The organism is Actinoplanes sp. NPDC051388 (assembly GCF_055586225.1).
The window spans coordinates 139,041-163,771 of the sequence record NZ_JBVJIP010000003.1 but is presented as its reverse complement, the minus strand read 5'-3'; the positions used below and the strand labels follow the sequence as shown (position 1 = coordinate 163,771).

At 70.8% G+C, this 24,731-nt stretch carries 28 protein-coding genes, 1 tRNA gene and 1 pseudogene; 15 read left to right on the top strand and 15 right to left on the bottom strand.

Going from position 1 to position 24,731, the window contains the following annotated elements:
- Positions 1 to 33: 33 nt before the first annotated feature.
- Genes ACZ6TI_RS09100 through ACZ6TI_RS09090 form a run of 3 tightly spaced genes read right to left on the bottom strand, consistent with a single transcriptional unit; the run spans position 34 to position 3,636 of the window.
- Positions 34 to 1,536 (bottom strand): FG-GAP and VCBS repeat-containing protein, encoded by a 1,503-nt coding sequence (locus tag ACZ6TI_RS09100; protein WP_465344466.1) that lies wholly within the window; start codon positions 1,534 to 1,536, stop codon positions 34 to 36.
- On the bottom strand, positions 1,536 to 3,041 hold the full coding sequence (locus ACZ6TI_RS09095; protein WP_465344465.1) for an FG-GAP and VCBS repeat-containing protein: 1,506 nt from the start codon (positions 3,039 to 3,041) through the stop codon (positions 1,536 to 1,538). The genes ACZ6TI_RS09100 and ACZ6TI_RS09095 overlap by 1 nt, the downstream gene beginning before the upstream one ends.
- Positions 3,042 to 3,069: 28 nt before the next feature.
- On the bottom strand, positions 3,070 to 3,636 hold the full coding sequence (locus ACZ6TI_RS09090; RefSeq protein WP_465344464.1) for a TetR/AcrR family transcriptional regulator: 567 nt from the start codon (positions 3,634 to 3,636) through the stop codon (positions 3,070 to 3,072).
- Between the two features lie 107 nt (positions 3,637 to 3,743).
- On the opposite strand from ACZ6TI_RS09090, the gene ACZ6TI_RS09085 reads away from it, so the two are divergent.
- The 4 genes from ACZ6TI_RS09085 (at position 3,744) to ACZ6TI_RS09070 (ending at position 7,341) form a co-directional block, all read left to right on the top strand.
- Positions 3,744 to 4,292: a DUF308 domain-containing protein gene (locus ACZ6TI_RS09085; protein WP_465344463.1), complete on the top strand. Its 549-nt coding sequence runs from the start codon at positions 3,744 to 3,746 to the stop codon at positions 4,290 to 4,292.
- 2 nt (positions 4,293 to 4,294) lie between these two features.
- Positions 4,295 to 5,722 (top strand): dihydrolipoyl dehydrogenase family protein, encoded by a 1,428-nt coding sequence (locus ACZ6TI_RS09080; protein WP_465344462.1) that lies wholly within the window; start codon positions 4,295 to 4,297, stop codon positions 5,720 to 5,722.
- A 43-nt stretch (positions 5,723 to 5,765) separates the two neighbouring features.
- Positions 5,766 to 6,542: an aminoglycoside phosphotransferase family protein gene (locus ACZ6TI_RS09075; protein WP_465344461.1), complete on the top strand. Its 777-nt coding sequence runs from the start codon at positions 5,766 to 5,768 to the stop codon at positions 6,540 to 6,542.
- 373 nt (positions 6,543 to 6,915) lie between these two features.
- Positions 6,916 to 7,341 (top strand): hypothetical protein, encoded by a 426-nt coding sequence (locus ACZ6TI_RS09070; protein WP_465344460.1) that lies wholly within the window; start codon positions 6,916 to 6,918, stop codon positions 7,339 to 7,341.
- Here the strand turns inward: ACZ6TI_RS09070 and ACZ6TI_RS09065 are convergent.
- The 3 genes from ACZ6TI_RS09065 to ACZ6TI_RS09055 all read right to left on the bottom strand — a co-directional run bounded on the left by ACZ6TI_RS09065 (position 7,338) and on the right by ACZ6TI_RS09055 (position 11,055).
- Positions 7,338 to 8,762 carry a glycoside hydrolase family 16 protein gene (locus tag ACZ6TI_RS09065; RefSeq protein WP_465344459.1) on the bottom strand — a complete coding sequence of 475 codons (1,425 nt, stop codon included), beginning with the start codon at positions 8,760 to 8,762 and terminating at the stop codon, positions 7,338 to 7,340. The two genes, ACZ6TI_RS09070 and ACZ6TI_RS09065, sit on opposite strands and share 4 nt — an antisense overlap.
- Before the next feature lie 68 nt (positions 8,763 to 8,830).
- Complete coding sequence (locus ACZ6TI_RS09060) at positions 8,831 to 9,508, bottom strand: response regulator (protein WP_465344458.1); 678 nt, start codon at positions 9,506 to 9,508, stop codon at positions 8,831 to 8,833.
- On the bottom strand, positions 9,505 to 11,055 hold the full coding sequence (locus ACZ6TI_RS09055; protein WP_465344457.1) for a sensor histidine kinase: 1,551 nt from the start codon (positions 11,053 to 11,055) through the stop codon (positions 9,505 to 9,507). Before ACZ6TI_RS09055 ends, ACZ6TI_RS09060 begins: the two co-directional genes overlap by 4 nt.
- Positions 11,056 to 11,108: 53 nt before the next feature.
- Here ACZ6TI_RS09055 and ACZ6TI_RS09050 point away from each other — a divergent pair, with 53 nt between their 5' ends.
- Positions 11,109 to 12,044 (top strand): Bug family tripartite tricarboxylate transporter substrate binding protein, encoded by a 936-nt coding sequence (locus ACZ6TI_RS09050; RefSeq protein ID WP_465344456.1) that lies wholly within the window; start codon positions 11,109 to 11,111, stop codon positions 12,042 to 12,044.
- Positions 12,045 to 12,126: 82 nt separating this feature from the next.
- Here the strand turns inward: ACZ6TI_RS09050 and ACZ6TI_RS09045 are convergent, their stop codons facing one another.
- On the bottom strand, positions 12,127 to 12,543 hold the full coding sequence (locus ACZ6TI_RS09045) for a VOC family protein (RefSeq protein ID WP_465344455.1): 417 nt from the start codon (positions 12,541 to 12,543) through the stop codon (positions 12,127 to 12,129).
- A gap of 49 nt (positions 12,544 to 12,592) precedes the next feature.
- On the bottom strand, positions 12,593 to 13,039 hold the full coding sequence (locus ACZ6TI_RS09040; RefSeq protein ID WP_465344454.1) for a hypothetical protein: 447 nt from the start codon (positions 13,037 to 13,039) through the stop codon (positions 12,593 to 12,595).
- 336 nt (positions 13,040 to 13,375) lie between these two features.
- Here ACZ6TI_RS09040 and ACZ6TI_RS09035 point away from each other — a divergent pair, with 336 nt between their 5' ends.
- The 3 genes from ACZ6TI_RS09035 to ACZ6TI_RS09025 all read left to right on the top strand — a co-directional run bounded on the left by ACZ6TI_RS09035 (position 13,376) and on the right by ACZ6TI_RS09025 (position 14,698).
- Positions 13,376 to 13,675 carry a hypothetical protein gene (locus tag ACZ6TI_RS09035; RefSeq protein ID WP_465344453.1) on the top strand — a complete coding sequence of 100 codons (300 nt, stop codon included), beginning with the start codon at positions 13,376 to 13,378 and terminating at the stop codon, positions 13,673 to 13,675.
- A gap of 23 nt (positions 13,676 to 13,698) precedes the next feature.
- Positions 13,699 to 14,217 (top strand): helix-turn-helix domain-containing protein, encoded by a 519-nt coding sequence (locus tag ACZ6TI_RS09030; protein WP_465344452.1) that lies wholly within the window; start codon positions 13,699 to 13,701, stop codon positions 14,215 to 14,217.
- A 408-nt stretch (positions 14,218 to 14,625) separates the two neighbouring features.
- Positions 14,626 to 14,698 (top strand) — tRNA-Arg (locus tag ACZ6TI_RS09025).
- Positions 14,699 to 14,708: 10 nt separating this feature from the next.
- Here ACZ6TI_RS09025 and ACZ6TI_RS09020 read toward each other — a convergent pair.
- Entirely contained in the window at positions 14,709 to 15,164 is a 456-nt protein-coding gene (locus tag ACZ6TI_RS09020; protein ID WP_465344451.1) for a 2'-5' RNA ligase family protein, read from the bottom strand.
- A 145-nt stretch (positions 15,165 to 15,309) separates the two neighbouring features.
- Here ACZ6TI_RS09020 and ACZ6TI_RS09015 point away from each other — a divergent pair, with 145 nt between their 5' ends.
- Positions 15,310 to 15,945, top strand: coding sequence for a DUF1345 domain-containing protein (locus ACZ6TI_RS09015; RefSeq protein WP_465344450.1), 636 nt, complete (start codon positions 15,310 to 15,312; stop codon positions 15,943 to 15,945).
- Here ACZ6TI_RS09015 and ACZ6TI_RS09010 read toward each other — a convergent pair.
- From ACZ6TI_RS09010 to ACZ6TI_RS08985, 6 genes and pseudogenes are all read right to left on the bottom strand, one after another.
- Positions 15,920 to 16,309 carry a hypothetical protein gene (locus ACZ6TI_RS09010; protein ID WP_465344449.1) on the bottom strand — a complete coding sequence of 130 codons (390 nt, stop codon included), beginning with the start codon at positions 16,307 to 16,309 and terminating at the stop codon, positions 15,920 to 15,922. The genes ACZ6TI_RS09015 and ACZ6TI_RS09010 overlap by 26 nt on opposite strands.
- A gap of 162 nt (positions 16,310 to 16,471) precedes the next feature.
- Positions 16,472 to 16,852 (bottom strand): hypothetical protein, encoded by a 381-nt coding sequence (locus tag ACZ6TI_RS09005; protein ID WP_465344448.1) that lies wholly within the window; start codon positions 16,850 to 16,852, stop codon positions 16,472 to 16,474.
- A 142-nt stretch (positions 16,853 to 16,994) separates the two neighbouring features.
- A complete protein-coding gene (locus ACZ6TI_RS09000) occupies positions 16,995 to 17,168 on the bottom strand; it encodes a hypothetical protein (protein WP_465344978.1) in 174 nt (57 codons plus the stop codon).
- Positions 17,169 to 17,190: 22 nt separating this feature from the next.
- On the bottom strand, positions 17,191 to 17,775 hold the full coding sequence (locus ACZ6TI_RS08995) for a caspase family protein (protein WP_465344447.1): 585 nt from the start codon (positions 17,773 to 17,775) through the stop codon (positions 17,191 to 17,193).
- Between the two features lie 89 nt (positions 17,776 to 17,864).
- Positions 17,865 to 18,335, bottom strand: a pseudogene (locus ACZ6TI_RS08990) (peptidoglycan-binding domain-containing protein); the annotation flags it as partial.
- Between the two features lie 58 nt (positions 18,336 to 18,393).
- On the bottom strand, positions 18,394 to 19,026 hold the full coding sequence (locus tag ACZ6TI_RS08985; protein WP_465344446.1) for a hypothetical protein: 633 nt from the start codon (positions 19,024 to 19,026) through the stop codon (positions 18,394 to 18,396).
- 154 nt (positions 19,027 to 19,180) lie between these two features.
- Between ACZ6TI_RS08985 and ACZ6TI_RS08980 the strand changes: the two genes are divergently transcribed.
- The 6 genes from ACZ6TI_RS08980 (at position 19,181) to ACZ6TI_RS08955 (ending at position 24,727) form a co-directional block, all read left to right on the top strand.
- Complete coding sequence (locus ACZ6TI_RS08980) at positions 19,181 to 19,813, top strand: response regulator (protein WP_465344445.1); 633 nt, start codon at positions 19,181 to 19,183, stop codon at positions 19,811 to 19,813.
- Positions 19,810 to 21,735, top strand: a complete 1,926-nt coding sequence (locus tag ACZ6TI_RS08975) for a sensor histidine kinase (protein ID WP_465344444.1) — start codon at positions 19,810 to 19,812, stop codon at positions 21,733 to 21,735. The genes ACZ6TI_RS08980 and ACZ6TI_RS08975 overlap by 4 nt, the downstream gene beginning before the upstream one ends.
- On the top strand, positions 21,668 to 22,162 hold the full coding sequence (locus tag ACZ6TI_RS08970; protein ID WP_465344443.1) for a hypothetical protein: 495 nt from the start codon (positions 21,668 to 21,670) through the stop codon (positions 22,160 to 22,162). Before ACZ6TI_RS08975 ends, ACZ6TI_RS08970 begins: the two co-directional genes overlap by 68 nt.
- Complete coding sequence (locus ACZ6TI_RS08965; RefSeq protein ID WP_465344442.1) at positions 22,146 to 23,012, top strand: hypothetical protein; 867 nt, start codon at positions 22,146 to 22,148, stop codon at positions 23,010 to 23,012. Before ACZ6TI_RS08970 ends, ACZ6TI_RS08965 begins: the two co-directional genes overlap by 17 nt.
- Positions 23,013 to 23,093: 81 nt before the next feature.
- Positions 23,094 to 24,092, top strand: coding sequence for an NAD-dependent epimerase/dehydratase family protein (locus ACZ6TI_RS08960; RefSeq protein ID WP_465344441.1), 999 nt, complete (start codon positions 23,094 to 23,096; stop codon positions 24,090 to 24,092).
- A complete protein-coding gene (locus ACZ6TI_RS08955) occupies positions 24,089 to 24,727 on the top strand; it encodes a TetR/AcrR family transcriptional regulator (protein WP_465344440.1) in 639 nt (212 codons plus the stop codon). The genes ACZ6TI_RS08960 and ACZ6TI_RS08955 overlap by 4 nt, the downstream gene beginning before the upstream one ends.
- Positions 24,728 to 24,731: the final 4 nt, after the last annotated feature.

The following is a 24,731-nucleotide window of genomic DNA, read 5'->3' as shown; positions in this document are numbered from 1 at the left end:
GACATCGAGCTCCGCCGCCCGACCCGAGCAACATCACGGGAGGCCGACGCCGAAGCTGCCCTCCTCCGTCGCGCCGCCCGGAAAGCTCGCCGCCGAGAAGAAGAAGCCCTCGGGGCGGGTGGCACCCCGCGGCGCACTCGGCAGCACGTTCACCGCGCCCTGCCCGTAGTAGGTCACCGCCTCAAAGGGCGCGCCGACCACCAGAGCGTCGCCGCCATAAGCATTCGGTAGCCGGGACAGGCTCCCGCCGAAGTGGTCGTAGTTCTCGTTGGAGCCCGGCACGCCCGGCGAGTTCTGGTCGAGGAAGATCGCGCCCGCGGCCGCCGGGCCGGTCGCCGTGCTGAAGAGGACGTTCATCGCGCCCGCATGCGCCGAGCCGGCCGCCTCGCCCGGGACGCCGACCGCGAGGTCCTGCTTCCCGTCGCGGTTGAGGTCCGTCAGAGCCAGCGCGCTGCCGAAGTTGTCGCCGTATTCGGCCTCGCCCGGGATGGCCGCGTTGTCCTGGTCGAAGGAAGCACCCACCACCAGGCCACCGGCGCTGCCCCGGAAGACGCTGACCATGCCCGCCCCGAGCCGGTTCCCGAACGCCTCTTCGGGCACGCCGACCACGAGTTCGGCGCGGCGGTCGCCGTCGGTGTCGCCGGCGACGAGGGCCCGGCCGAAGCCGTCACCGGCCTCGGCGGTGCCCGGCACGCCGGCCGAATCCTGGTCCCACCACGTGGATCCGGTGGTGGCGAGGCCACCGGCGGCACCGGGGAAGACGACCACGCCGCCGGCACCCTGCCGGCTGCCGAGCGCTTCGCCCGGGGCGCTGACGGCGAGGTCGTCCTTCCCGTCGCCGTTGAAATCGTCCGCGGCCACGGTCCCGCCGAAGGCATCCCCCGGCTCGGCCGCGCCCGGCACGTCCGGGCTGTCCTGGTCGAACCAGCGCGAGCCGGCCGCGGTGATGCCGGCGGCCGAGCCGTAGAGCACGCCGACCGCGCCGCGGTAGTCCTCGGCGTCGGGCGCGCCGCCCGCGATGTCGTCGAAGCCGTCGCCGTTGAAGTCACCGGCCGCCAGATCGGTGCTGAACCCGGACGGATAGGCGCCGCCGGGCTGGATGTCGGTGCGGTCGAACGTGGCCGACCGGGCCGTGGTCAGGCCGGCCGCGGTGCCATACATGATCAGGACAGTGCTGCCCGAGGCCGCGCTCACCGCCAGGTCCGCATAGCAGTCGCCGTCGAGATATCCGGGCGCCAGCGCGGCCGCGAGTCGCTCGCTGCCCCAGATCTGCACACCGGGCATGCCGGGCGAGCGACCGGTGAAAGTGGACGAAGGAACGAGGCCGGTCGCCGACCCGTATGCGACATGCAGCGCGCCGTGCCAGTGCACGCCGTTCACCCGGTCGTACCGGTTGTGCTCGCCGACAGCCAGGTCGCCGAACCCGTCGCCGTTGAAGTCACTCGGCACGCGGGCACAGGCGGCCGCCGCGGGAGACGCGACCGGCACGGCGAGCAGGAAGGGCGCGACCAGCGCCGTAACCACGATCCGGCGCATCACGGGAGGCCGTTGCCGAAGCCGGCGTCCTGGGACGCGCCGCCGGGGAAGCTCGCCGCCGAGTAGAAGTAGCCCTCGGGACGGGCCGCACCCCGAGGCGCGCCCGGCAGCACCGTGACCGCACCCTGCCCGGGGAACGAGACCACCTCGGCCGGCGCGCCGACCACCAGAGCATCGCCGCCGTACGCGTTCGGCAGCCGCGACAGGCGGATGCCGAACTGGTCATAGTCCTCGTTCGAGCCGGGCACCCCCGCCGAGTTCTGATCGAAGAAGCTCGAACCGGCCGCCGCCGGGCCGGAAGTGTTGCTGTAGAGCACATTCACCGCGCCCGTCGCCTCCCTCGAACCCACCGTCTCGCCCGCCACTCCGACCGCCAGATCCTGGCGGCCGTCGCGATTGAAGTCGAGCAGCGCCACCGCGGAGCCGAACTGGTCGAAGTTTTCCGCGTCGCCCGGGATGGCCGCGTCGCCCTGGTCGAACGCGGCACCGACGACCAGGCCGGTGGTGCCGCCGCGGAACACCTGGACCATCCCGGCCGCTGACCGCCCGCCCAGCGCCTCGTCGGGCACGCCGACCACCAGCTCGGCCCGGTGGTCGCCGTCGGTGTCGCCGGCCACCAGGGTCAGTCCGAACCGGTCACTGGTCTCGGCGGTGCCGGGCATACCGGCCGAGTCCTGGTCCCACCACGTCGATCCGGCGGTGGCGAGCCCGGCCGCGGTGCCCGGGAAGATGACCAGCCCGCCGGCGTCGTAGCGGCTGCCGAGCGCCTCGCCGGGCGCGCTGACCGCCAGGTCGTCCTTGCCGTCGCCGTTGAAGTCGCCGGCCGCGACGGTGGAGCCGAAGAGGTCCCGCTGCTCGGCCGCGCCCGGCACGTCGGGACTGTCCTGGGTGAGCCACTGCGCGCCGGTCTTCACCAGGCCGGTGGCCGAGCCGTAGAGGATGCCGACCGCGCCACGGAACTGCTCGGCCTGGTCGGCGCCGGCCGCGATGTCGTCGAAGCCGTCGCCGTTGAAGTCACCGGCCGCGAGGTCGCTGCTGAGCGAGGACGGATAGCCGCCGCCGGGCTGGATGTCGCCCCGCTCGAAGGCCTGCGAGCGGGCCGTGGTCAGGCCGGACGCGCTGCCGTAGAGAACCACGAACTGGCTGCCCGAGGCGGCGCTGAAGGCCAGATCGGCATAGCAGTCGTCGTCGAGGTAGCCGGACGCCATCGACTCGCCGAACCGCGCGCTGCCCCATCGTCCTTCCAGGACGATGCCGCGGGTGGTGCCGGTGAAGGTGGCCGGGCGGATCATCCCGGTGGCCGACCCGTAGGCGACGTGCACCGCGCCCTGCCAGTTCACGTGGTGAACGGGCTCATATTTGTTGGGCTCACCGACGGCCAGGTCGCCGTATCCGTCGCCGTTGAAGTCACTCGGCACACGGGCGCAGGCGGCCGCGGCGGGCGACGCGACCGGCAGGGCGAAGAGGAAGGGCGCGATCAGCGCCGCGACAAGGATTCGACGCATCGCGGGAGCATAACCGAGCCGATCTCACCTATGTGTCCCGTCCGACGACGGCGGCCAGCAGGCCCTCGATGCCTCGGGTGAAGGTCTCGCCGGCCAGCGTCGCGTCACCCAGATAGCCCGCCGACATCACGCCGTCGCGGAGCATCACGAAGTGCCGGCCGGCACCGTCCGCCGGGTTCGCGCCGGCGTCCGCGAACAGGCCGGTGATCGCGCCCAGGAACCAGGCGCGGTGGGCCAGCACGACGAGGTGGACCGGATGAGCCGCGTCCGGGAACTCCGCCGCGGCGTTCAGGAAGGCACAGCCCCGGAAGCCCGGCGTCCGGATCTCGGAGGCGATGTTGCTGCCGATCATGCGCAGGATGCCGGCGGGCGGCGCGCCGCTCTCCAGCGCCTGCGCCACGTGCTCGCGGATGCCCTCGTCGACCCGGGTCAGATAGGCCGTGATCAGGTCTTCCTTGCTGGGGAAGTGCCGGTAGAACGTGGCCCGGGTGACCTTCGCCTCGGCGACGATGCGATCCACCCCGGCCGAGTGGATGCCGGTCGCATAGAAGATCTGCCCAGCGGTGCTGAGCAGGCGTTCCCGGGCCTCGGACATGACGAACATCTTACAGACAGAACGTTCGTTCTTGACGCGACCACTGCCATCTGCCACTGTGAGTTCCGAGAGAACGATCGTTCTTTCTGCCAAGGAGAAGGACCGAGATGACCACCGACACCATCCGTCCCACCACAGCGGCCGCCCTGCGCCGCCTCTACTTCGTCCGCTTCGGCTTCGCCGTGGTTTGGGCCGGCCTCCTCGCCACCACCGCCGGCGACCTCGGCGTCTTCGCGGCCGTGCTGCTCGTGATCTATCCGGCCTTCGACGTGGCGGCCGCGGTCCACGACGCCCGTTCCACGCGTTCCCCCGAGCTCTGGTTCAACATCGCGGTCAGCTCGCTCACCGCGATCGGCCTCGCCGTCGCGGCGGCCTCCGGCAAGCCCGCCGTGCTGGCGGTCTGGGGCGCCTGGGCGATCCTGGCCGGCATCGTGCAGCTCGTCGTCGCGCTGCGGCGGCGCCGGCTCGGCGGGCAGTGGCCGATGATCCTGAGCGGCGGCTTCTCGGCGCTGGCCGGTCTGAGCTTCCTGACGGCCGCCCGCCAGGACGACCCGTCGCTGCTCAACATCGCCGGCTATGCGACAGTCGGTGGAGTGTTCTTCCTGATCTCCGCGATCCGGCTGGGCCGGGCCGCGCGTTCCGCCGGAGGCAACTGACCATGGCGACGATCACCGATTCGGCCACCTACGACGTCATCGTGATCGGCGCCGGTCCGGTCGGCGAAAATGTCGCCGACCGCGCGGTCCAGGGCGGCCTCAGCGCCGTCATCGTGGAGAGCGAACTGGTCGGCGGCGAGTGCTCCTACTGGGCCTGCATGCCCTCGAAGGCCCTGTTGCGCAGCGCCGCGGTGCTCAGCGCGGCGGCCCGGGTGCCCGGCGCCCGCGAGGCGGTCACCGGCGGCATCGACGTCGCCGGCGTGCTGCGCCGCCGCGACGACATCACCTCGCACTGGAAGGACGACGGCCAGGTGGGCTGGCTGGAGAGCGCCGGCATCGACCTGGTCCGTGGGCACGGCCGGATCTCCGGCGTACGCGAGGTGCGAGTGACCCGGGACGCCGAGCAGGTCACCCTGACCGCCCGGCACGCGGTGGTGATCGCCACCGGCACCGCGGCACTCCTGCCCGACATCCCCGGCCTGCTCGCCGCCAAGCCGTGGACCAGCCGCGAGGCGACCAGCTCGGAGCGGATCCCGGGCCGGCTGGCCATCATCGGCGGCGGCGTGGTCGCGACCGAGATGGCGACGGCCTATGCGGCGCTCGGGTCCACGGTGACCGTGCTGGCCCGCGGTGGCCTGCTCGGCGGCGTCGAGCCGTTCGCCGGGGAGGCGGTCGCGGCGGCGCTGGGCGAGGCGGGGGTGGACGTCCGCACCGGCGTGACGGTCGAGTCGGTGGAGCGCGGCGATCAGGTGCGGCTGACGCTGGCCGGCGGTGGCACGGTGGAGGCCGACGAGGTGCTGGTGGCGATCGGGCGCACCCCGCGTACCGAAGATCTGGGTTTGGATCTGGTGGGGTTGACGAACGGCGACTGGCTGACCGTCGACGACACCATGCGGGTGGTCGACGGCGGCGGCTGGCTCTATGCGGCCGGCGACGTCAACCACCGCGCCCTGCTCACCCACCAGGGAAAATATCAGGCGCGAGCGGCCGGCGACGTGATCGCGGCGCGGGCACAGGAGCGTCCGGTGGACGACCGGCCGTGGGGCACGCACGTGGCGACCGCGGATCACCGTGCCGTGCCGCAGGTGGTGTTCACCGATCCGGAGGTGGCCGCGGTCGGGCTCACCGAGGCGCAGGCGGCGAAGGCCGGGCTGCGGATCCGGGCCGTCGACTACGACCTGGGCAGCGTCGCCGGGGCGAAGTTGCACGCGGACGGCTATCAGGGCCGGGCCCGGATGATCGTGGACGAGGACCGGCAGGTGATTGTCGGATTCACGATGGTCGGGCCGGATGTGGCGGAACTGCTGCACGCCGCGACGGTCGCGATCGTGGGCGAAGTGCCGATCGCAAGGCTCTGGCATGCGGTTCCGTCCTACCCGACGATCAGCGAGGTCTGGTTGCGTCTGCTGGAGGCCTACGGCCGGCCCTGATATCTCGGTCGCCGCGCCGGGCCGGGCGCGGTACGAAGAGCGCATGACTGAACAACGGCTGCCCGGTGGCCGCATCTTCGGAGCGGTCCGCGTCGGCGACGAGGTCCGGCGCGCCGCGCAGCCGTGGACGGCGAGCGTGCACCAGGTGCTGCGACATCTGGCGGACACCGGCTTCGACCGTGCTCCACGCGCCCTCGGCCTCGACGACCAGGGGCGCGAGCGGCTGACCTTCCTGCCCGGCGAGACGCTGGGCGACACCGGGCCGACCTGGCCGGACTGGTTGCGCAGCGACGACGCGCTCCGGCAGGTCGGCGGGTGGCTCCGCGCGATGCACGACGCGACCGCGAGCTTCCGGCCGGCCGACGATGCCGTCTTCTTCACCGGCCGCAAGTGGGAGCCCGGACTCGTCATCGCCCATCTGGACGCGTCGCCGTGGAACGTCGTCTGGGACGAGGGCGGCGCCCTGGTGGGCTTCGTCGACTGGGACACCGCCAGCCCGTCCGAGCGCGAGGGCGACCTGGCGTTCTCGGCCCTGAGCTTCGTGCCGCTGCTGACCGCGGAAATCGCCGATCCGGCCGGCTTCGACCCGGCCGACCGGCACCGGCGGTTCCATCTGCTCCTGGACGCCTACGGTTATTCCGGCGACCGCACCGCGGTCCGGGACGCGATCATCGCGCGGGTCGAGCGCAACGTCGCGATCATCCGGGAGCTCGCCGACGGCGGTGCGCCGACCTTCGAGCAGATGCTGCCGTGGGCCGCGCAGCTGGAGCGATCCGGCGCCGAGGTGGCCGTGCTGCCGGCCGAGTTCTGGATGCACTGACCATTCCAGCGGCGCCGGTCACAGATTAAGCACTGTTACGGACAGCCTTCGCATGGTGGTCGCGGTCACCAATACGCAGAGTAATTGACTCCCGTAACGTATTTCGCAGCCGGGTTCGAGCTGTCGAATCGTTCCCGGGTGCCAAATCTTTGGATCCGTCGGGAGCTGAACAGTGCGTAACTCCGCGCAGAAAAATCATCCTTCGAGGACGTCCACGGTCAGCGTGATCCTGCTCTGCCGCACGTGCTCGGCCGCATCCCCGCGGTGCACGAGGTGATCCTCGTCGACGGCGGTTCGGTGGACGACACCGTGGCGGTCGCCGAGCGCGTCCGGCCCGGCATTCGCGTGGTCGGGCAGAGCCGCCGCGGCAAGGGTGCGGTTCTGGCGCGATCTGCCGCTGCGGATGCCGATTCCGCGCGCGATCCCGGCCGAGCTCGAGCTGCGATCCGGCTCGCAGTGGAAGGTGTACTCCCGCGAGCACGCCACCGCCCTGCTCGACCTGGTCGACCGGCGGCCCGATCTGATGCGCTTCTGGCGGACCACGCTCTTCGGCGCCGACGCGACGACGCCGTGCCCGTCCGGCGCCTGGTACATCGACTGGGACAACGACCACAGTGGACATCCGCGGTGGCTGGACGAGACCGACTTCGACCGGCTGAAGGTGGCGCGCTGGGCGACGCCGCTCGATCCGGCGGACGACCGGGCCGAGCAGTGTGGTCACCGCAACCTGTTCGCCCGCAAGTTCCGCACGGTCTCCTCGCCCATCCTCGACCGGATCGACGTCGAGCTGCGGCGTTAGCCCTCCGCACCGGCGGGGACCCCGCCGGTCCAGATCGAGATCGGGCTGACCGTCATCGTCTTCGGCCAGTCGCCACCATCATCGGCTTCTTGCGACACCGCGACATTCAGCACCGCATAGAACGATTCGCCATATGGCCAGCGGCGGCCGGATGTGCGCGCGTCCAGCGCCCAGATCGTCATCGTCGGCCGGCGGTCGATGTAGAACCGCACCACGTTTTCGTCGAAGTAGACGCCGTAGGCGTGCGGCTCCGCGTCCATCGGCTCCGGCAGGATGGTGCTGCCGCCCGGCTCGCCCCAGTTGTACGGCCGGTCGGTCGCCGGATCGTCCACGCCGGCCAGATGCATGGCCGCGTGCGCGATGCGCGGATCCGAGCCCCAGCCCTCGAAGATGTCCAGCTCGCCGGAGTCCGGCCAGCCGCGCTCGCCGATGTTCGTGCCCAGCAGCCAGAACGCGGGCCACGCGCCCGGCCCGGTCGGCGCGATGATGGTGGCCTCCACATAGGACCGGGTCGGGATCTCGTATTTCCCGAGGGTGCTGAGCCGGGCGCTGGTGTAGTCGCGGGTCACGCCGTCGGCGCCGCGCGCGGTCTCCCGCCGGGCGATCACCCGCAGGTTGCCCGCGCCGTCGAGCTGCGCGTTCCCGGCGCCGGGCAGATAGGTCTGCAGCTCGTCGTTGCCCCAGCCGTGCCCGCCGGTCTCATGGCTCCACACCGCCGGATCGGGCGCCGAGCCCGCCGCGCCGTCGAACGTGATGACCCTGGGCGCCGTCGTGGTCTCCGGCGGCATCGGCACCACCACCTCGCGCACGCTGGCGCCGGTGACCTCGACGTGCACCGCACCGGCGACGGGCAGCGACAGGTAGAGCGCGGTGTCGTCCGCGCCGGGCGCGGTCGCGACGAACGTGCGCCGCATCAGATGCCAGTCCTGGTCGGCCAGCTCGACGTGCTCGGAGACCTCGGTGGGCCGATTTCCGAAGTGGTCGTTCGCCAGCGACAGCCCGACCTGCTGCGCGGTGGGCCCGCTGTTGCGGACCCAGACCTGCATCCGGTACGTGTGCCCGACCCGGAAGAAGGCCGAGGGATCGGCGAGCTCCGCCGTGGCCAGCGCCCAGTCCCCCGACCCGCCGGACCGCTCCAGCGCGATCCCGGTCGTGGTGGCCGGGCCGCCGCCGATCCCGATGATCCGCCGCACGCTCACCACACCGGCCGCGGAGGACGCCTGCCACCCGGCGCGGTCGAGCTCCGCGGCCGGGTTTCGCACCGCCTCGTCACCGACGGTCACCTCGCTGGGCACGCTCTGTGCGGTCATCGCCACCACCTTTCCGGCCTCGACGGTACCGGTGGCGAGGGCACTCGACGGGGTGCAGAGGAGGGCGCCGATCAACGCGCCGGACAGGGCTGCTCCGAGTCGGCGTTTCACCTGCTCAAGGTAGCTTTCGCAGGTTACGAACCCCGTTCTTCGCCGAAGCCGTGTGACCGAGCGGACAGTCAGGTGGTTGGGGCGATCCAGCGGTAGCGGCGTTGCGGGCGGCCGGCCGAGCCGTAGCGCAGTCGCACCTCGGCCTTGCCGGCCTCCACGAAGTGCTCCAGATAGCGCCGCGTACTCACCCGGGAGAGCCCGATCCGCTCGGCGCACTCGCCGGCCGACAGGTCGCCATCGCAGGCGCGCATGGCCGCGGCGATCAGCGCCGAGGTGTCCGCGGTGAGGCCCTTGGGCAGTGGCGGGGCGGTGGTGCGCCAGGCGACGAACAGCTCGTCCACATCGGACTGAGCGACGTCGCCCGGCGTTGTCAACTTTTCCAACGCGGCGGCATATCGCTCCAGACGGTCGCGGAGCACATCGAAAGTGAACGGCTTCAACACGTAGTGCACCACGCCGCCATGCAGCGCCGACCGGACCGTGTTCACATCGCGGGCCGCGGTGAGAGCGATGACGTCCGGCCCGCCACCTTCTGCTCTGAGGCTGCGCAACACTTCCAGTCCCGAAATGTCGGGCAGGTAGATGTCGAGGAGCACCAGGTCCGGTTGCTCCTTCTCGGCCATTTTCAACGCGTCGGCGCCGGTGTGGGCCACCCCGACCGTGGTGAAGCCGGGCACCCGGTCGACGAATCCGCGGTGCACCTTGGCGACCATGAAGTCGTCGTCCACCACCAGCACCCTGATCATTCGACGGTCTCCATCACCCGGGGCAGCCGGGCGGTGAACGTCGAGCCGTCGACCGCCACCCGCCCGCCGCAGATCAGCCGGATCAGGGCGAGGCCGAGGCCGTGATGCCCGCCGGCCTCGCCCTTCGTGCTGTAGCCCTGCTGGAACACCCGGTCGGCGTCGGCCGGATCGACGCCGGGGCCGGAGTCGGTCACCGTCACCACGACCTCGTCACCGTCCGCGCGTACCGAAACCACGATCTCACCGCCCGCACCCACCGCGTCGAACGCGTTGTCGACCAGATTGCCCACCACCGTGACCAGGTCGGCGGCCAGCCGGTCGCCGACCGGCGGCAGGTCGGTGCCCGCGCCGATGGTCAGCGTGACGTTCTGCTCCGCGGCCAGGCTCGCCTTCGCGATCAGCAGCGCGGCCAGCGCCGGGTCCCGGATGGCCCGGGTGACCTCGCGATCCAGGCTCTCGTGCAGCTCGCTGGTGCGGGTGATGTAGCGGACCACCTCGTCGTGCTCGCCCAGTTCGACCAGGCCGGCGATGGTGTGCAGCCGATTGACGAACTCGTGCGCCTGAGCACGCAGCGTGTCCGTGGTGTGCCGGCTGACGTCCAGCTCGCGGCGCAGCGCGGTGAGCTCGGTGCGATCGCGCAGCGTGGTCACCGAGCCGGCATCCCGGCCACGCATCACCACCGGCTGCCGATTGAGGACGACCACCCGGTCGTCGCTGAGCACCACCTGGTCGACGCCCTCGGACCGCCCGGTCAGCACGTCCAGCAGCGGCTCCTCCAGCCCGAGGTCGCCGAGCGCCTGCCCGACCGCGTCCGCGCGCAGCCCGAGCAGCCGGATCGCCTCGTCGTTGACCAGCGTCACCCGGTGCGCCGCGTCGGTGCCGATCACGCCCTCCTTGATGCCGTGCAACATCGCCTCGCGGTGCTCGACGAGCCCGGAGATCTCCCGCGGCTCCATCCCGAGCGTCTGCCGCTTGACCCGCCGGGTCAGCAGCAGCGAGCCGCCGACACCCACCGCCGCACCCAGCACCAGATAGATCAACAGGTTGGGAACCGCCCCGCCGAGCTGCCCGATCAGCGTCGGATAGGTGCGCCCCACAATGATCATCCCGATGAAGTGGCCGTCCTCCTCATCGAGCACCGGCACGTGCGCGACCAGCGCTTTCGTCTCTGTTTGGAGCACACCGACCCACGATCGCCCGGTCAGCCCGGTGCTCGCGCCGAGCACGGCTGGTCGCCCCGCGTCCGGTCCCGTGACGATGGTGCCGGCGGCGTCCGCGATCACCACATAAGAAGCGCCCGAAACCGCACGCGCACTCTCGGCGACGGTCTCCAGAGCGTCCCGGCCGAGCGGATTCCCCAAACCCAGCCTGACGGTGCGGTTGATGGCCGCGTTCTCGCCCACCGAGCGGAGGCGTTCCCCCTCGACCCGGCGGAAGGCGGCGTCGGCCTCGGCGATCGACACGGCCGCCACCGCGAAGACGACCAGCAGCACGATGGCCAGCTGCAGCACGAGCAGCTGACCGGCCAGCGACAACCGTTGACGCATGCGATGAGCAAAGGCCCTTCCGCCCGCGCGCGCAAGGGGCGCACGATGTGGGCGTGCTGCGCCGGACCGTGTTGGGTGGCGCCCTGGCCTTGGCCGTGGGCGGTTGCTCGGCCGCGCCGGAAGGGTTGCGCATCATGGTGCCCAACCCGCCCGGAAGCGGCTACGACATCACCGCGCGGGTGCTCGCCTCGGTGTTGCGCACCGACATCGAGGTGTTCAACCTGCCCGGGGCCGGCGGGCTGGTCGGGCTGCGACGGCTGGCCTATGAGCGGGGTAACGAGCGGCTGCTCATGCTGATGGGGCTCGGCCTGGTCGGTGCGGAGATCACAGCGGGGGCGGCGGTGCGGCTGCGGGACACGACGCCGATCGCGCGGCTGGTGCAGGAGCCGGCCGTGCTGGTGGTGCGGCGCGATTCTCCGTATGGGTCGCTGGACGAGCTGATCGAGGGGTGGCGGGCGGATCCGGCCGGGGTGCAGATCGGCGGGGGTTCGTCGGTGGGCGGGCCGGATCACCTCGCCACGATGCTGCTGGCGGCGGCGGTCGGGCTGTCGCCGGCCCGGGTGGCCTATCAGCGGCACGACGGTGGCGGCGACCTGCTCGCCGCGATACTCGGGCGTGAGGTCGGATTCGCGATGTCGGGGCTGAGCGAATATGCGGACCAGATCACGTCGGGACAGTTGCGGGCGCTGGCGGTGACCAGTGCGGATACTGTGCCGCAGTTGGCTGCTCCGACCGTACGCAGCGCGGGTTTGAATGTGGTCTTCAACAATTGGCGCGGGTTGGTGGCGCCGCCGGGCTTGTCCGAGACGGCCGTGGCAAACGTGCGCGCCCAGATCGACAAGCTGTCCGCCTCGAGCGAGTGGGCGGCCGCGCGTTCCCGTTTCGGCTGGACGGACGCCTACCTGCCCGGCGACGAGTTCGGCGCCTTCGTCCCCACCGAGAGCGCCCGAGTGACAACGGTCCTCCGCCAACTGGGCCTCTCCACCTGAGGTCGTCGCTCACCGAGCCACGACGCCTCGGCGAGTCGGTTGGATCCGGAGCCGCCGCGTGCCGTCAAGACCGGTCCTGGCCTTAGTCGCGGCTCGAGATCTGCTGAACACCCCAGGTGTTCCCATCGGGGTCGGCGAAGAACACGAAGCCGACGTTGTCGAGAGCGGCGCCACCCTCCTTGACCTTGGCCGCATCGCCATCGACCGAGGTCACGTCCCCAACCTCGACCCCACGCCCGACAAGCTCAGCGTGCGCCGCGACCACATCCTTGACCACCAGTTGCAGCCCACGCAGCGACCCAGCCGGCATATGCGGCACCACGCCCTCCCCGATCACGATCGAGCACCCCGACCCGACCGGCGTGAGCTGCACAAGCCGCTGCCCCTCCCCCATCCGGACATCGTGATCGAGGTGAAAGCCGAGCTTGTCGACATAGAAGGCCTTGGCCCGATCAATGTCGCTGACCGGCACGACCACAACTTCAAGAGTCCAATTCACGGCGTTCCCCTATCCCTCAGTGCCTGCCTGACCTCCGTGGTCGGAGCCGTCACCGGCGCTTCGACATCACGGCCAAAGCGACGAGAAATTGTCCGCCACCAGCATCGACGCTCGCGGTCACCGGCAGCCCCGGCACCAGCCGCGAGAACCGATCGACCAGCCAGTCCGCCGCCTCCTGAGCGTCCTTCTTGCTGGGGCTGCGAGCGACCAACTCACGGCCACCCTTGCGCTCGAGCCGCTCGGCAACGGCGATCAACGGCGCCGGCTCCACCACGTGCAACCGGTCCGGCCAGGCGATGACCACCTTGACCGCACCCTTGCGGGTGTTACAGGCCCGATGAGCGAGCCGCTCAGCGACTTTGGCCTTCTTGTCCCCGGTACGGCTGTCCACGCTCGGCCCCCGAGGATCATTGACCGACATGTCCCGGTCAACCGACTCGTCACAAACCCAGCAGCGCCAGCCATCACGCTCAGCCACATCATCAAGAAGGCTCATCCCAGCAACCTAGCGGCCTCCTTTTCAGGGCGTCGCCGCCGCACCGGCTCGGCCTGAAACCGCTCACCGTGACGTGCGTAATCTGACCCGGTTGTCGATCCGAGTCGATCTCGTCTCCGGCCGCGGTGAAGACCTGTGGCCGTGGCCCGGCCGCATCTTCGCCGCGGCGAGGACCCACACGTTCGGTCAGCTGGCCGGAGCGATCGACCGCGCTTTCGGCCGCTGGGACCTCGCCCACATGCACGCCTTCCACCTTGCCGACGGCGTCCAGGCCCCCCGCTGGAGCTGTGGGACGGCGAAGAACCGGAGGGCAGCATCGACGGCGACGCCACAAAATTGAGCCGGCTGCAGCTCGGGGAGCAATTCGCCTACTGGTTCGACTTCGCCGACGACTGGAGCCACTTGTGCACCGTCGACGAGCACCGCATCGACCCACTGGACACCATCGGAGCCGTCCCGCGCGAGCCGGTGCCCTACTTCGGCTGGGGCGATCTCCCCGACCAGCACGGCCGGCAATGGGACGGCGACGACGGCGAATCGGCGCCGCCGAAACAACCCGCGCGCCTGCTGGCGGAGCTGCCACCCCTGCTGCCCTGGTGGGGCCCCCGCCAAGGCGGACGGCCCGCAACGCTATAGCAATCACTGCTATAGTTTCTTCTGTGACAGAGCGCAGCGAGGTCTTGCGCCAGGTGATGCTAGAGACCGGCACCACACAGTCCGGGCTGTCCCGGGTCAGTGGCGTTCGTCAGCCCAGCATCAGCCAATTCCTCTCCGGGCGAGGCCACTTGAGCGATGACATGCTCGATCGCCTGCTCTCCTGCATGGGATATCGCCTCGAAGTCGTCCGCCGACCCGTTCGTCAGGAACTCGGTCGGTCGCCGAAGCGATCATGGGAACTGCACCGCCGGCTTTCCAGCCACTTGACCACTGAAACCTTGGACGAATGGCGCCCGATCATGCATCGCAACCTGCGCCGTCTCCGGGAGGGCACACGCGGGCAACCTCACCAGCGAAACCTGGACCGGTGGGAGCGCCTCCTCGACGACGGCGACGTATCGGGCTTGCACCGCGTGATGACTGGGCTGGATACCGACTCGATCGAGATGCGCGAGGTTTCACCCATGCGTGGCCTGCTCTCCCAGCAGGAGCGGGCCGAGGTTCTCGGGTTGGCCGGCTGATGCGACGCGGGCTGGTGTCTCGGCAAAGAGGATCATTGCGTCGCGAAGCTGTGCGCTCTCAGGGAGAAGGACCGGAACTTCGTGGCCGCTCTGCTCGATGCCGGCCTTGTCGACGCCAACGTCATAACCACGCGACTCTCCGAGATCCCAGCAAAGCACCACAGTTCAGCGGAGGCGGCGCTGACCTGGTTGCGCGCACGGAGCTGAAGGTCCCGACTGCGCTGCTAGAGCAAGAGCCGCGAGCGGCGAGCACGGCCCGGTGGTGAATGGCCCGCGCCAGTCGCGAACGGCGCTCATGTGCACCACGCGCTCCACCTGCGGCAACACGCCGGGCCGCACTCCGACGCGACTCTCTGGCAGTCCTGAGCACCTATGCGTTTCCGCTGGTCGGTACGATGTTGGCGGAACGCCCTCGTAGCTCAGGGGATAGAGCAACGGTTTCCTAAACCGTGTGTCGCAGGTTCGATTCCTGCCGGGGGCACCGCACATCTCTAGCAGGTGATCTTGCGCGTTTCCGTGTCGTAGCTGCGGGCCGCCACCAACTGCCCCCGCGCCGGCGGCAGTTCCGCCAGCAGACCGAGCGCAGCCGCCTGCTGAGCCACCGGCACGTTCAGCGCAAGGCTGACATGCGGCCGCCACTTCGGCGGATCCCCATCCCGCAGCGCCGACCACACCGCAGCGTGCAGGTCGTCGAGCGCCTCGGACGATGCCGCCTCCCGGACCAGTGCACGGCCGAGAAGAGTCGCCGGGCCGAGCTCCACCGCGATAGGCAGCCCCAACCCAGGCAACCCGTCGAGCGAGTCCGCGGTAAGCACCGTCAGATGCGGCCGGTTGGACGGATGCGGGTGATCGGCCAGGCTCTTCAGCCCGGCATCCCGCAACAAACCCCAAAGATCCCGTACGCCGGCCTCGAGCCCCGGATCGAGCAACAGTTCGACAGTGTGCACGTCAGAAAGTTAAACAATGATCGGATGGAAGCCACCGATGACGGCGCGGACCGTGCTGGTGGGACCAGACGCTCGACGAACGGCGACAGCGCTGGGAGCAGGGCGTACGCGATCTCCAGGAGTGACGTCCTGGCAGACTGCCGGGATGGCGAACAGTCCCCGGCTCTTCTCGGCCCGGCGAACCCTCATCTCGCTGGTCGCGGGCCTGGTCACCGGCGGCATCGTGGTCTCGCTGGGGGCGCCCGGCCTGGGCGCGATCGTGGGCTGGACGGTCGCGTCGAGCGTGCTGCTGGCCTGGGTCTGGCGGATCAGCTGGCCGCAGGACCCGGCCGGCACCAAGGCGCTCGCCGAGGAGGAGATCAGCGCCTACTCCATCGACTCGTTCGTGCTCGCCGCCGCGGTCGCCGGCCTCGCTGCAGTCGTCTACGTGCTGATCCTGGCCTCCGGTCGCACCGACTTCCGCGCGGTCGCCGCGGTGATCCTCGGGGTGGTCGCGATCGTCCTGTCCTGGGCGCTGGTGCACACGGTCTTCGCGTTCAAATACGCCCGGCTCTACTACGTCGACGAGGACGGCGGCATCGATTTCAACCAGTCGACACCACCGTCATACAGCGACTTCGCCTACCTCGCCTTCACGGTGGGCATGTCTTTCGCTGTCTCCGACAGCAACACCACCGACACCCGCGTGCGCAAGGCGATTCTGGGTCACGCCCTTCTTTCGTACGGGTTCGCGACCGTCATCATCGCGATGGCCATCAACCTGGTGGCCGGCCTCGGCTGACGTCGCCGAGGTCGATCGGTCCCGGGCCGCCGACCACCGGCCGCCGGATGCGCGATCGCACCACCACGACCAGCAGCACCAGCGCCAGCGCGACGCCGATCAGGAACACGAAGAAGTAGGGCTCGGCGGCCAGATGCCGTCGCTCGGCCAGGCGGGCGGCCGGGGTCAGCGCGTGCGAGCCCATCGGCGGCACCCAGCCAACCGGGCCGAACCGCAGCATCACGGTCATCACCGGACCGATGACGAGCGCCGCAACAACCGCCGCCGGAAGCCCCGACTGAAGTGCGTCCGGCAGCTCGGGTGCCGTCGAGCGCGCCGCCACTGCCGCGGCGATCGCGATCAGCGCCAGCGCCAGCGCCAGCACCCAGAATCCGAGGCCGGCACCGGCGGCCAGATCATCAGCACCAGCGCGGGAAGCAGCGCGGCGCCGACGCCGATCTGGGCCGCCCGCTTCAGCATGCGGCGACCAAATAACGGCACAGCCTCGGGCATGGGCTCCCTGACCGACAAGCTCCGTGGTGATGTTCTAGACGCTCACAGCGTCGATCGTGCGGCTCAGCGTCCGCTCGAAGCGAGTCAGCTCCGCGTCGGCGATTCCGTTGCGCCAAGCAGCGAACTCCCAGCCGGCGACGGCATCCGTCCCGGCGTCCAGAAGCGTCTTGATCGCCTCCATGTTGTCCGGCTCATCGCGAGAAACGGCGTCTGCAGCGTGCATCAGTGCCGGAAGAGCGATCAGTCCCGGAACGTCCGTCGCTGGGTGCTGAAAATCGCCATCGGCATCGGTCTTGAAGCGCAGAGCGCCCTGCCGGGTCTCGTCGCTCACGCCGAGCAGGTAGTCGCGATCGTCCAGGGCCGGCACCGGGCGGCCTTCGGTGGCGGCCAGCGCGCGGAGACGCTTGGCGATCAAGTTGCGGCCCCACCGGTCGGGAGCCTTATCGCCGCAGGATGAGCAGGTTTGCGCCGTGCGGATCGACGCGACGTCGGAGCCGGCACGCCTCGACGGCCGTGAGACCGTCGTTGGTGTCGGCGCGGCACCAGTCGTATTTGAGCTAGTCGACGCCCCACTCGGCGAAGGTCTGCGCGTCGAGCTCCTCGGACCGGAGGCTGCCGAGCGGCTCGCCGCCGTAGTCGTCGAACTGCTGGGCGCAGGTCAGCGATCCGGGCACGGTGTAAAGCCCGAACCGCAGACCTAGCGCGTGGATCTGCTCGGCCGGCGCGCCGATGCCGTCGGGAAAGCGCGTCGGGCTAGACCGCCAGCGGGCGTTCGTTCTCGAAGGCGTCCGTGCGGCCCTGCGCCCAGAACAGGTTCGGCGTCTGCTGCGGTGGCATCAGCGCGACGATCCGGCGATGCAGATCCGGGTACGTGCCGGCCGCACCCGTCGCCCAGACCTCCCGGAAGCGCTGGGTGAACAGACCGTTGCGGGCGCCGTCCAGGGACAGCTGGTTGTCCTGGCAGCCGGAGATGAGCAGCACCCCGGCCACGCCAGGCCCCCGGGAGCGGGCCGCGGAAAGCTTGGCGTCACGGTAGACATCGCGGCGCGCCCAGGCATCGGCCTCGAGGACCGCGGGCGGCAGGTCGCGGGTCGCCGGCGTGTCGACCACCCCGCAGTCGCGCAGCGCGGGCAACGCGAGCTCCATGAGTCGCGTCTGCCGGGCGACCGCCTCCGCGCCGAACGCCCGCGTGCCGTACAGCCGATCCGCGACCGGGCCCAGCACGCCGGCCAGCACGCTGTCCTGGGGAACCGACTGGTAGAGAGAGCGAGCCACGGTGCCGCTGTGGCAGCTGTCCGACAGGAACAAGACCCGTACGCCGGGGCGGAACGGGACCACGCCGCGCTCAACTCGTCGTCGAGCACCTGCCGGTCGAAGCAGACCAGCGTCTCGTCCGTACCGTCCGGCTCCTCGCCTGTCGGGTCGGGCATCTGGGAACCGTGCCCCGAATAGGTGAGGAAGAAGAAATCGCCGTCCTGCAGGGTGTTCGCGGCGGCGGCGATCCCGTCGAGCATGGCCTGCGCGGTGGCCTGACCGTTGATCAGCAGCGCCGGTGTGAAGCCCTGTGCCACCGCCAGCTCCTGCATGTCGCGGGCGTCGTTCTCGCACCCGCGCAGTTCCGGCACCCGAATCGGGTAGGCCGCGGGGTCCACCACGTTCAGGCCGACATGCAGCGACCGCCCGGTGCGGCCGGACGGAGCCAGCGCGGCCATCGTCATCGGACCGGCCGCGCCGTCCACCACCAGGCCGCGGGCCCGTTGGAAGTCGCGGACGGCCTTGTCGGTGAGCTGACCGAAGACCCCGTCGATCGGGCCCGGGTCGTGACCGGCGCGCTTGAGCAGTTCCTGGAGCCGCCGCACGTCGTCGCCGCGGTGACCCCGGAGCAGTGTTCGAACCATTTCTCTTACCCCTTTCCGGTTCGGGGCGGCGCCCCGAGCGGGGCGCCGCCATCGGAGATCACTCTTCGAACAGCGAGATGATGGTCGGGACGGCCTCGATGATCTCCGGGACGAGCGCCGCCAGCAGCGGGCCGAGGAACCGGGTCGCTTCGTTCGGGTCGGTGACCGAAGCCGACCGCCGGCCGCCGGAGAGCGCCTGCACCAGCGGCGGGACAGCCTGGACGAGCTGGGGCACGACCGCGGCCAGCAGCGGGAAGAGCCAGCGGGTCTGCAGCTCCTCGTCGTTCTGGGGCACGCCACGGTTGCCCGCGAAGATCTGCCCGATCACCGGCGCGGCCTGCGCGATCACCGGCATGATCGCGGAGAACAGCGAGCCGAAGAACCGCTCGGTGGTCGCCGCGTCCCGGCTGCGCTCGCCGAAGATGTCGCGGTTGTTCTGCCAGAGGCTCTCCAGGAGGCTCGGCGCCGCCTGGGCCACGACCTGCGCGAGCTGACCGATCAGCGGAACCATCCAGCGCGGCGTCTCGGGCTGACCAGCCGGCGTGCCGGTGGCGTCGGCGCCCAGATCGCGGCTGCCGCCCTCCTGGGCCAGCACCTCGCCGAGCCGGTCGACGATCGCGCGGACGGCCTCTTCCACGGCGGCGGCGTCGGCGGCCGACGTGGTGTTGCTGTGGTAGGTGGTGGTGCTCATTGTTTCCCCCCGGTGCATGAGTGCTTGCTTCCGATGACTTCGACACTCGTCCGGGCTCTGTCCCGGCCGCACGGGTCGGTCGTCCCTCGGCCGTCGGGACGATGCGGCGGCGATTCGGGACCCACCGCAACCCGCCGGGGTTACCGTCTGATCCGTGCAGGCGGTGCGGGCTCTCGTCGTGGACGACCACCCGGTTTTCCGGCGCGGTCTGCGTTCGCTGCTGGACGGCGAGCCGTGGGTCGCGCGGGTCGACGAGGCGGCCACGGTCGCGGATGCGGTCGATGCCGCCGTGCACGAACCGGTCGGGGTGATCGCGATGGACGTCCGGCTGCCGGACGGCGACGGGATCGACGCCACCGCGCGGATTCTCGAGCAGCGTCCGGACACCGCGGTGCTGCTGCTCACGATGAGCGGTGAGGAGGATCTGGTGCGGCGCGGGCTGCGGGCGGGAGCGAAGGGCTATCTGCTCAAGGACACCGATCCGCAGGCGGTGGTGGACGCTCTGCGTACCGTCTGCGGGGGTGGCCTGGTGCTCGGGCCGCGCGTGCCCACCACCGTTCTGGCCGCGGCCGACGGGCCGCCGGCGCCGTTCGATCGCCTCACCCCGCGCGAGTGCGTGCTGGCCGAGCACATCGCGGCGGGCCGCACGAACGGTCAGATCGCGCGGGCGCTGGGCGTGAGCGACAAGACCGTGCGCAACGCGGTGTCGGCGTTGCTGGCCAAGCTTTCCTTGCCCGATCGGCTGGCGGTAGCCCTGCTGGCCCGCGACGTCGGCCTGACCCGATGAGGTTCGGCTATGCGCTGCCGGCCGGCGCCACGATCCTGGTGCTGACCGGGGTGATCCATCAGGCGGCCGGCAACGGGCTGGTCCCGACCCTGTCCCAGCTCGCGTTGCCGGCCTCGATGGCGGTGGCGTATTCGTCGCTCGGCGCGCTGCTGCTCGCCCATCGCCCCCGGCATCGGGTCGGCCGTCTGATGGCCGTGGTCGGCGCGTGCGCGGCGATCGCGACGCTGTCGTTGAGCTGGCCGGGCTGGCCGCTCGCCGGGTGGGTCGCGCAGTGGGCCTGGTGGCCGCCGATTGGCCTGATTCCGTTGCTGCTGCTCATTTTTCCGGACGGGCGGTTGCCGTCGCCGCGCTGGCGGTGGTTCGCGGGGTCGCTCGCCGCCGGGGCGTTGCTGCCGACGGCGGCGCTGGCTCTGGTCGACGGGCGGCCGCTGCTCGACGGTGTCACGGCCACCGGCGGCGATCGGGTGCTGATGCGCGTCGCCTGGCTGGGCATCGCGGCCACGGCGGCGGGCCTGCTCGGCGTGCTGGTCGCGCTGGGCGCGCGGTTTCGCCAGGCGAGTCTTCCGGTACGCCGTCAGCTGCTCTGTGCCGGCGCCGCGGGTGTCCTGGTGCTGCTCGGCGAACTGCTGGACACCGCCGGCGTACCGGTCGCCTGGGTTGCCGAAGGCGTCGCGCTGCCCCTCGCCCTGACCGTGGCGATCCTCCGGCTCGGCCTCTACGACCTCGACGTGTTCGTGAATCGGGCCGTGGTGTGGCTGGTGCTGACGGTCACGGTGACCGCGGCGTATGTGCTCGTCGTCCGTCTGGTGCTGGGCCACGGTGTCGGCCTGGCCGTGCTCGCCGCCCTGGTCGCGACCGCCTTCGAGCCGGCCCGCAGGGTGTTGCAGCGGGCGGTGTCCCGGCTGCTCTACGGGCGCCGGGACGACCCCTACGACGTGCTGGCGCGGCTCGGACGCCACCTGGAGGACGTGGTGTCGCCCGGCGAGATGCTGCCGCGGCTGGTCACCACGATCACCGAGGAGCTGCGGGTGCCGTATGCGGCGGTGCGGATCCTCGGCGCCACAACGGTTTTCGAGGACGGGCGGTGCGTGGTGCCGCCGCTGTCGTTCGCGCTCGTGACGCATCGGCAGGAAGTGGGCGCGCTGCTGGTGTCGCCGCGCCGGCACGGTGACGGCTTCACCCGGGCGGAGCTGCGGTTGCTGCGGGCACTGGCTCGGCAGGCGGCGGTGGCGGTCGAGGCGTACCGGTTGACGCTTGATCTGCGGCTCTCGCGGGAGCGGATCGTGCTGGCCCGGGAGGAGGAGCGCCGGCGGCTGCGCTCGGACCTGCACGACGGTTTAGGTCCGGGGCTGGCCGGCCTGGCGATGCTGGTCCGGGCGGCGCGGCGCGATCCTTCGCTGCTTTCGGACGTTGGCCGTGACCTCGAGGCGTGCAGCGCCGAAGTGCGGGCGCTGGTGGACGGGCTGCGGCCGCCGGCGCTGGATCAAGGACTGGCGGCGGCGTTGCGACGGTTGCCCGCCACAGTGGAGTGTCCGGAGGAACTCGGCGAGCTGCCGGCCGCGGTGGAGGTGGCGGCGTTGCGGATCGCCGGGGAGGCGGTGACCAATGCCGCCAAGCATTCCGGGAGTGCGGCCTGCCGGGTGGTGGCGCGGCGTTCCGCGACGGCCCTGGAATTGACGATCACGGACGACGGACGGGGGTTGCCGGCGGTCCCGCGGCTGGAGGGCGTCGGATTGGCGTCGATGCGGGAGCGGGCCGAAGAACTGAGCGGCACCTGCACGGTGACGTCGGCGGCTGCCGGCGGCACCAAGGTCGCGGCGCGGCTGCCGCTTGCCTTTGAGAAAGGGGAAAATGATGCCGAAGGTCAGCTGGCCGGTGGTGGCGCTCTCGTCGAACGACCGCTTCCTGCACGTGTCGCGTGACGCGGCGGATCTGCGCGCGCACGTCGCGACGGACCTCGCGGAGGGGTTCGCGGTGCCGCCGCTGGATTTCTACGACGTGGATGGACGGCGGCTTCAGCCGTTGATCGGGCCACAGTGGACCCTTGCGGGTTTCTCGCCGACCGGCGATCGGGCCGACGAAGACGAGCTGCTTCGACGTATGGAGAGGGCGCTGCGCTTCGCTGAACGCATCGACCGGCAGCGCACGGTCAAGGCTCTGGTCGCGGAAGGGATGTCGGTCGGCGACGCGCGCAAGGTGGCCACCCGCCGGGCGGCCCGCATTGCCGGCGGCCTGCCCGAGCAGGCCGAGCACGTGCTGGCGCTGCTGTCCCCGGCGCCGTCGGACGAGGCACAGGCGTTCAACCGGGGCGGCTGGCTGCATTCGGCATGGCATGCCGCGTTCGGCTGAGGTCGCGGCGGTCGCGCGGGTGCAGACCAGGCACTCCCCCGCGCTGCGCGCGCATCCCAACGTCATCGGTACGGCCACCGGCCCTCAACTCACGGGCGGCCGACCGACCGGCGACATCGCGGTCAAGGTCTACGTTTCCCGGAAGGTGCCCGGGCTGCCGGCGCCGTCGGCCGTGCCCCGCTTCGTGGGCAGGGTCCCGACGGACGTGATCGAGTGCGGGCCGGCCCGAGCCCTGTCCAGGCAGCGTCCCGTGCAGGGCGGTTGCGGCGTCGGGCACCCTGGGGCGTCGGGTGGCACGATCGCGATGATCTGCGCGGACGCGCGTACCGGTCGGCCTTTGCTCCTCTCGAATCACCACGTGCTGGTGATGGCCGCCGGGTCGCGCCTGCGCAACCGAGTCCTGCAGCCGGGCATGGCCGACGGCGGCGACCCGGATCGAGACACGGTCGGCCGCTTGGCGCGGGCGACCCTGTCTCAGCGCGTCGACGCGGCGGTGGCGCATCTCGACGTCGATCACAGTCCAAAGATCCTCGGCATCGGAGCGGTGAGCGGCGTCGCGGCGGCAACGCTGGGTCGGCGGGTGCGAAAGTCGGGCAGCACGACCGGCACCACCAGCGGCCACATCATCGACGTGAACGCCGACATCACGGTCGAGGTGTGGGGCGCGCCGAGGCGTTTCACCGGCCAGCTGGTGATCGACACCCCGGCCGACCTGGGCGACTCCGGCAGCCTGGTGGTGACGACCGGGCGGGCGGCGGTGGGCCTGCTCTTCGCGGGCACGTCAGCCTTCGCCCTGGCAAACCCGATAAACGCGGTGCTGAGCGCCCTCGGTCTGACCCTTGACGGCTAGGTCTCCAACAGGAGACAACACCTCCGTTTCCTGTTACGGTTGGAAACGGAGGTAGCACCTCCGTATTCAAGGGAGAAGATGATGACGGAGACCGTGCTGGTCACCGGCGGCACCGGCTATGTGGCCGGCTGGTGCATCGTCACGCTGCTGGAACGCGGCTACAACGTCCGGACCACCGTCCGCGACGCCTCCCGGGAGCCGGTCGTCCGCAAGACCGTGGCCGGAGGTGACCGCCTGACCTTCGCCACCGCCGACCTGATGCGGGACACCGGCTGGGACGAGGCGATGGCCGGCATCGACTACGTCCTCCACGTCGCCTCCCCGCTGGGCGACGGCAACGCCGGCGACCTGATCACCCCCGCCCGCGAAGGCACCCTCCGGGTCCTCCGCGCCGCCACCGAAGCCGGCGTCAAACGCGTGGTGATGACCTCCGCCGCCAACGCCGCCAGCCCGGCTTCATACACCGAGGACGGCGTGACCGACGAAACGCTCTGGACGGTCGACGACCCGAAACTCCCGGCCTATCGCCGCTCCAAGACCCTCGCCGAAAAGGCCGCCTGGGATTTCATGAGCGAATACAACGGCCCGACAACCCTCACCACGATTCTCCCCGGCGCCGTCTTCGGCCCGATCCTCAGCGCGGACAACCTCGGCTCGGTCCGCATCATCGCCCGCATGCTCAACGGCCAGATGCCGGGCACCCCGAAAATCGGCCTGGAGGTGGTCGATGTGCGCGACCTGGCCGATCTGCCTCCGCGCCATGACCGCACCGGCGGCTGCCGGCGAACGCTTTCTGGGCACCGGCGAATTCGTCTGGATGCGCGAGATCGCGCAAGACCTCAAAGCACAACTCGGCCCGGCCGCAAGCAAGGTGCCCACGCGCGAGCTCCCCAATTTCCTGGTACGCCTGAGCGCCCGATTCGACCCGTCGCTGCGAACGATCACCGTCTCCCTGGGCCGCCGCAACCGGCACAGCATCGCCAAGGCCGAACGCGTGCTCGGTTGGATCCCACGCCCGGCCACCGATACCGTCGTCGGGTGCGCACAAAGCCTGATCGAGCACGGGGCCCGGCAAGGTGACTGAGCGCAGAAGTCGCAAGGATTCGGAACGCAACCGTGAGCGCCTGATCGCCGCGGCCCGCGAAGTTTTCCGCGAGCGTGGAATGGCCGCCACCCTCGACGACATCGCCAGACACGCCGGCTTGGGGGTGGGCACCGCCTACCGCCATTTCCCCAACAAGCTGGCCATCGCCGCCGAGGTCCTGACCGAGGCCACCGAGCAGATCGCCGCCGACGCGCGATCGGCTTTGACAGTCAACGACCCCTGGGCCGCGCTGGTCGAATTCTGCGAGCGCAGCGCGGCCCGCCAGGCCGCAGACCGGGGCCTGTACGAAACGTTGACCGGCCGCGGGGACGACGCCGAGCAGGCCCGGATCTGGCCCGACATCATCGCCGCCGTCACGGAGCTGTTCACCCGAGCCCACCAAGCGGGCGCGGTCCGCGCCGACGCGACCCCACAGGACATCGCCGCGATCTTCGCCCTGCTGGGCCCGGCCTTCGAGATGTCCCGCGCCACCGCACCCGACCTGTGGCGCCGCTATCTGGCCCTGCTCCTGGACGGCCTGCGCGCCACCGACCGCCCACCGCTGCCCGCGCCGCCCCCACCCGTGGAGGCACTGGACGCGATCCTCAAGGCGGGCAAGCCGCGCCGCTGAACGC

Coding starts and splice junctions, on each gene's coding strand:
- ACZ6TI_RS09095 (WP_465344465.1), bottom strand. CDS start 3,041: ATGCGTCGAATCCTTGTCGCGGCGCTGATCGCGCCCTTCCTCTTCGCC.
- ACZ6TI_RS09075 (WP_465344461.1), top strand. CDS start 5,766: ATGACTGAACAACGGCTGCCCGGTGGCCGCATCTTCGGAGCGGTCCGC.
- ACZ6TI_RS09055 (WP_465344457.1), bottom strand. CDS start 11,055: ATGCGTCAACGGTTGTCGCTGGCCGGTCAGCTGCTCGTGCTGCAGCTG.
- ACZ6TI_RS08985 (WP_465344446.1), bottom strand. CDS start 19,026: ATGAGCACCACCACCTACCACAGCAACACCACGTCGGCCGCCGACGCC.
- ACZ6TI_RS09100 (WP_465344466.1), bottom strand. CDS start 1,536: ATGCGCCGGATCGTGGTTACGGCGCTGGTCGCGCCCTTCCTGCTCGCC.
- ACZ6TI_RS09015 (WP_465344450.1), top strand. CDS start 15,310: ATGGCGAACAGTCCCCGGCTCTTCTCGGCCCGGCGAACCCTCATCTCG.
- ACZ6TI_RS08965 (WP_465344442.1), top strand. CDS start 22,146: ATGCCGCGTTCGGCTGAGGTCGCGGCGGTCGCGCGGGTGCAGACCAGG.
- ACZ6TI_RS09085 (WP_465344463.1), top strand. CDS start 3,744: ATGACCACCGACACCATCCGTCCCACCACAGCGGCCGCCCTGCGCCGC.
- ACZ6TI_RS09060 (WP_465344458.1), bottom strand. CDS start 9,508: ATGATCAGGGTGCTGGTGGTGGACGACGACTTCATGGTCGCCAAGGTG.
- ACZ6TI_RS08975 (WP_465344444.1), top strand. CDS start 19,810: ATGAGGTTCGGCTATGCGCTGCCGGCCGGCGCCACGATCCTGGTGCTG.
- ACZ6TI_RS08960 (WP_465344441.1), top strand. CDS start 23,094: ATGACGGAGACCGTGCTGGTCACCGGCGGCACCGGCTATGTGGCCGGC.
- ACZ6TI_RS09090 (WP_465344464.1), bottom strand. CDS start 3,636: ATGTCCGAGGCCCGGGAACGCCTGCTCAGCACCGCTGGGCAGATCTTC.
- ACZ6TI_RS09040 (WP_465344454.1), bottom strand. CDS start 13,039: ATGAGCCTTCTTGATGATGTGGCTGAGCGTGATGGCTGGCGCTGCTGG.
- ACZ6TI_RS09080 (WP_465344462.1), top strand. CDS start 4,295: ATGGCGACGATCACCGATTCGGCCACCTACGACGTCATCGTGATCGGC.
- ACZ6TI_RS08970 (WP_465344443.1), top strand. CDS start 21,668: ATGCCGAAGGTCAGCTGGCCGGTGGTGGCGCTCTCGTCGAACGACCGC.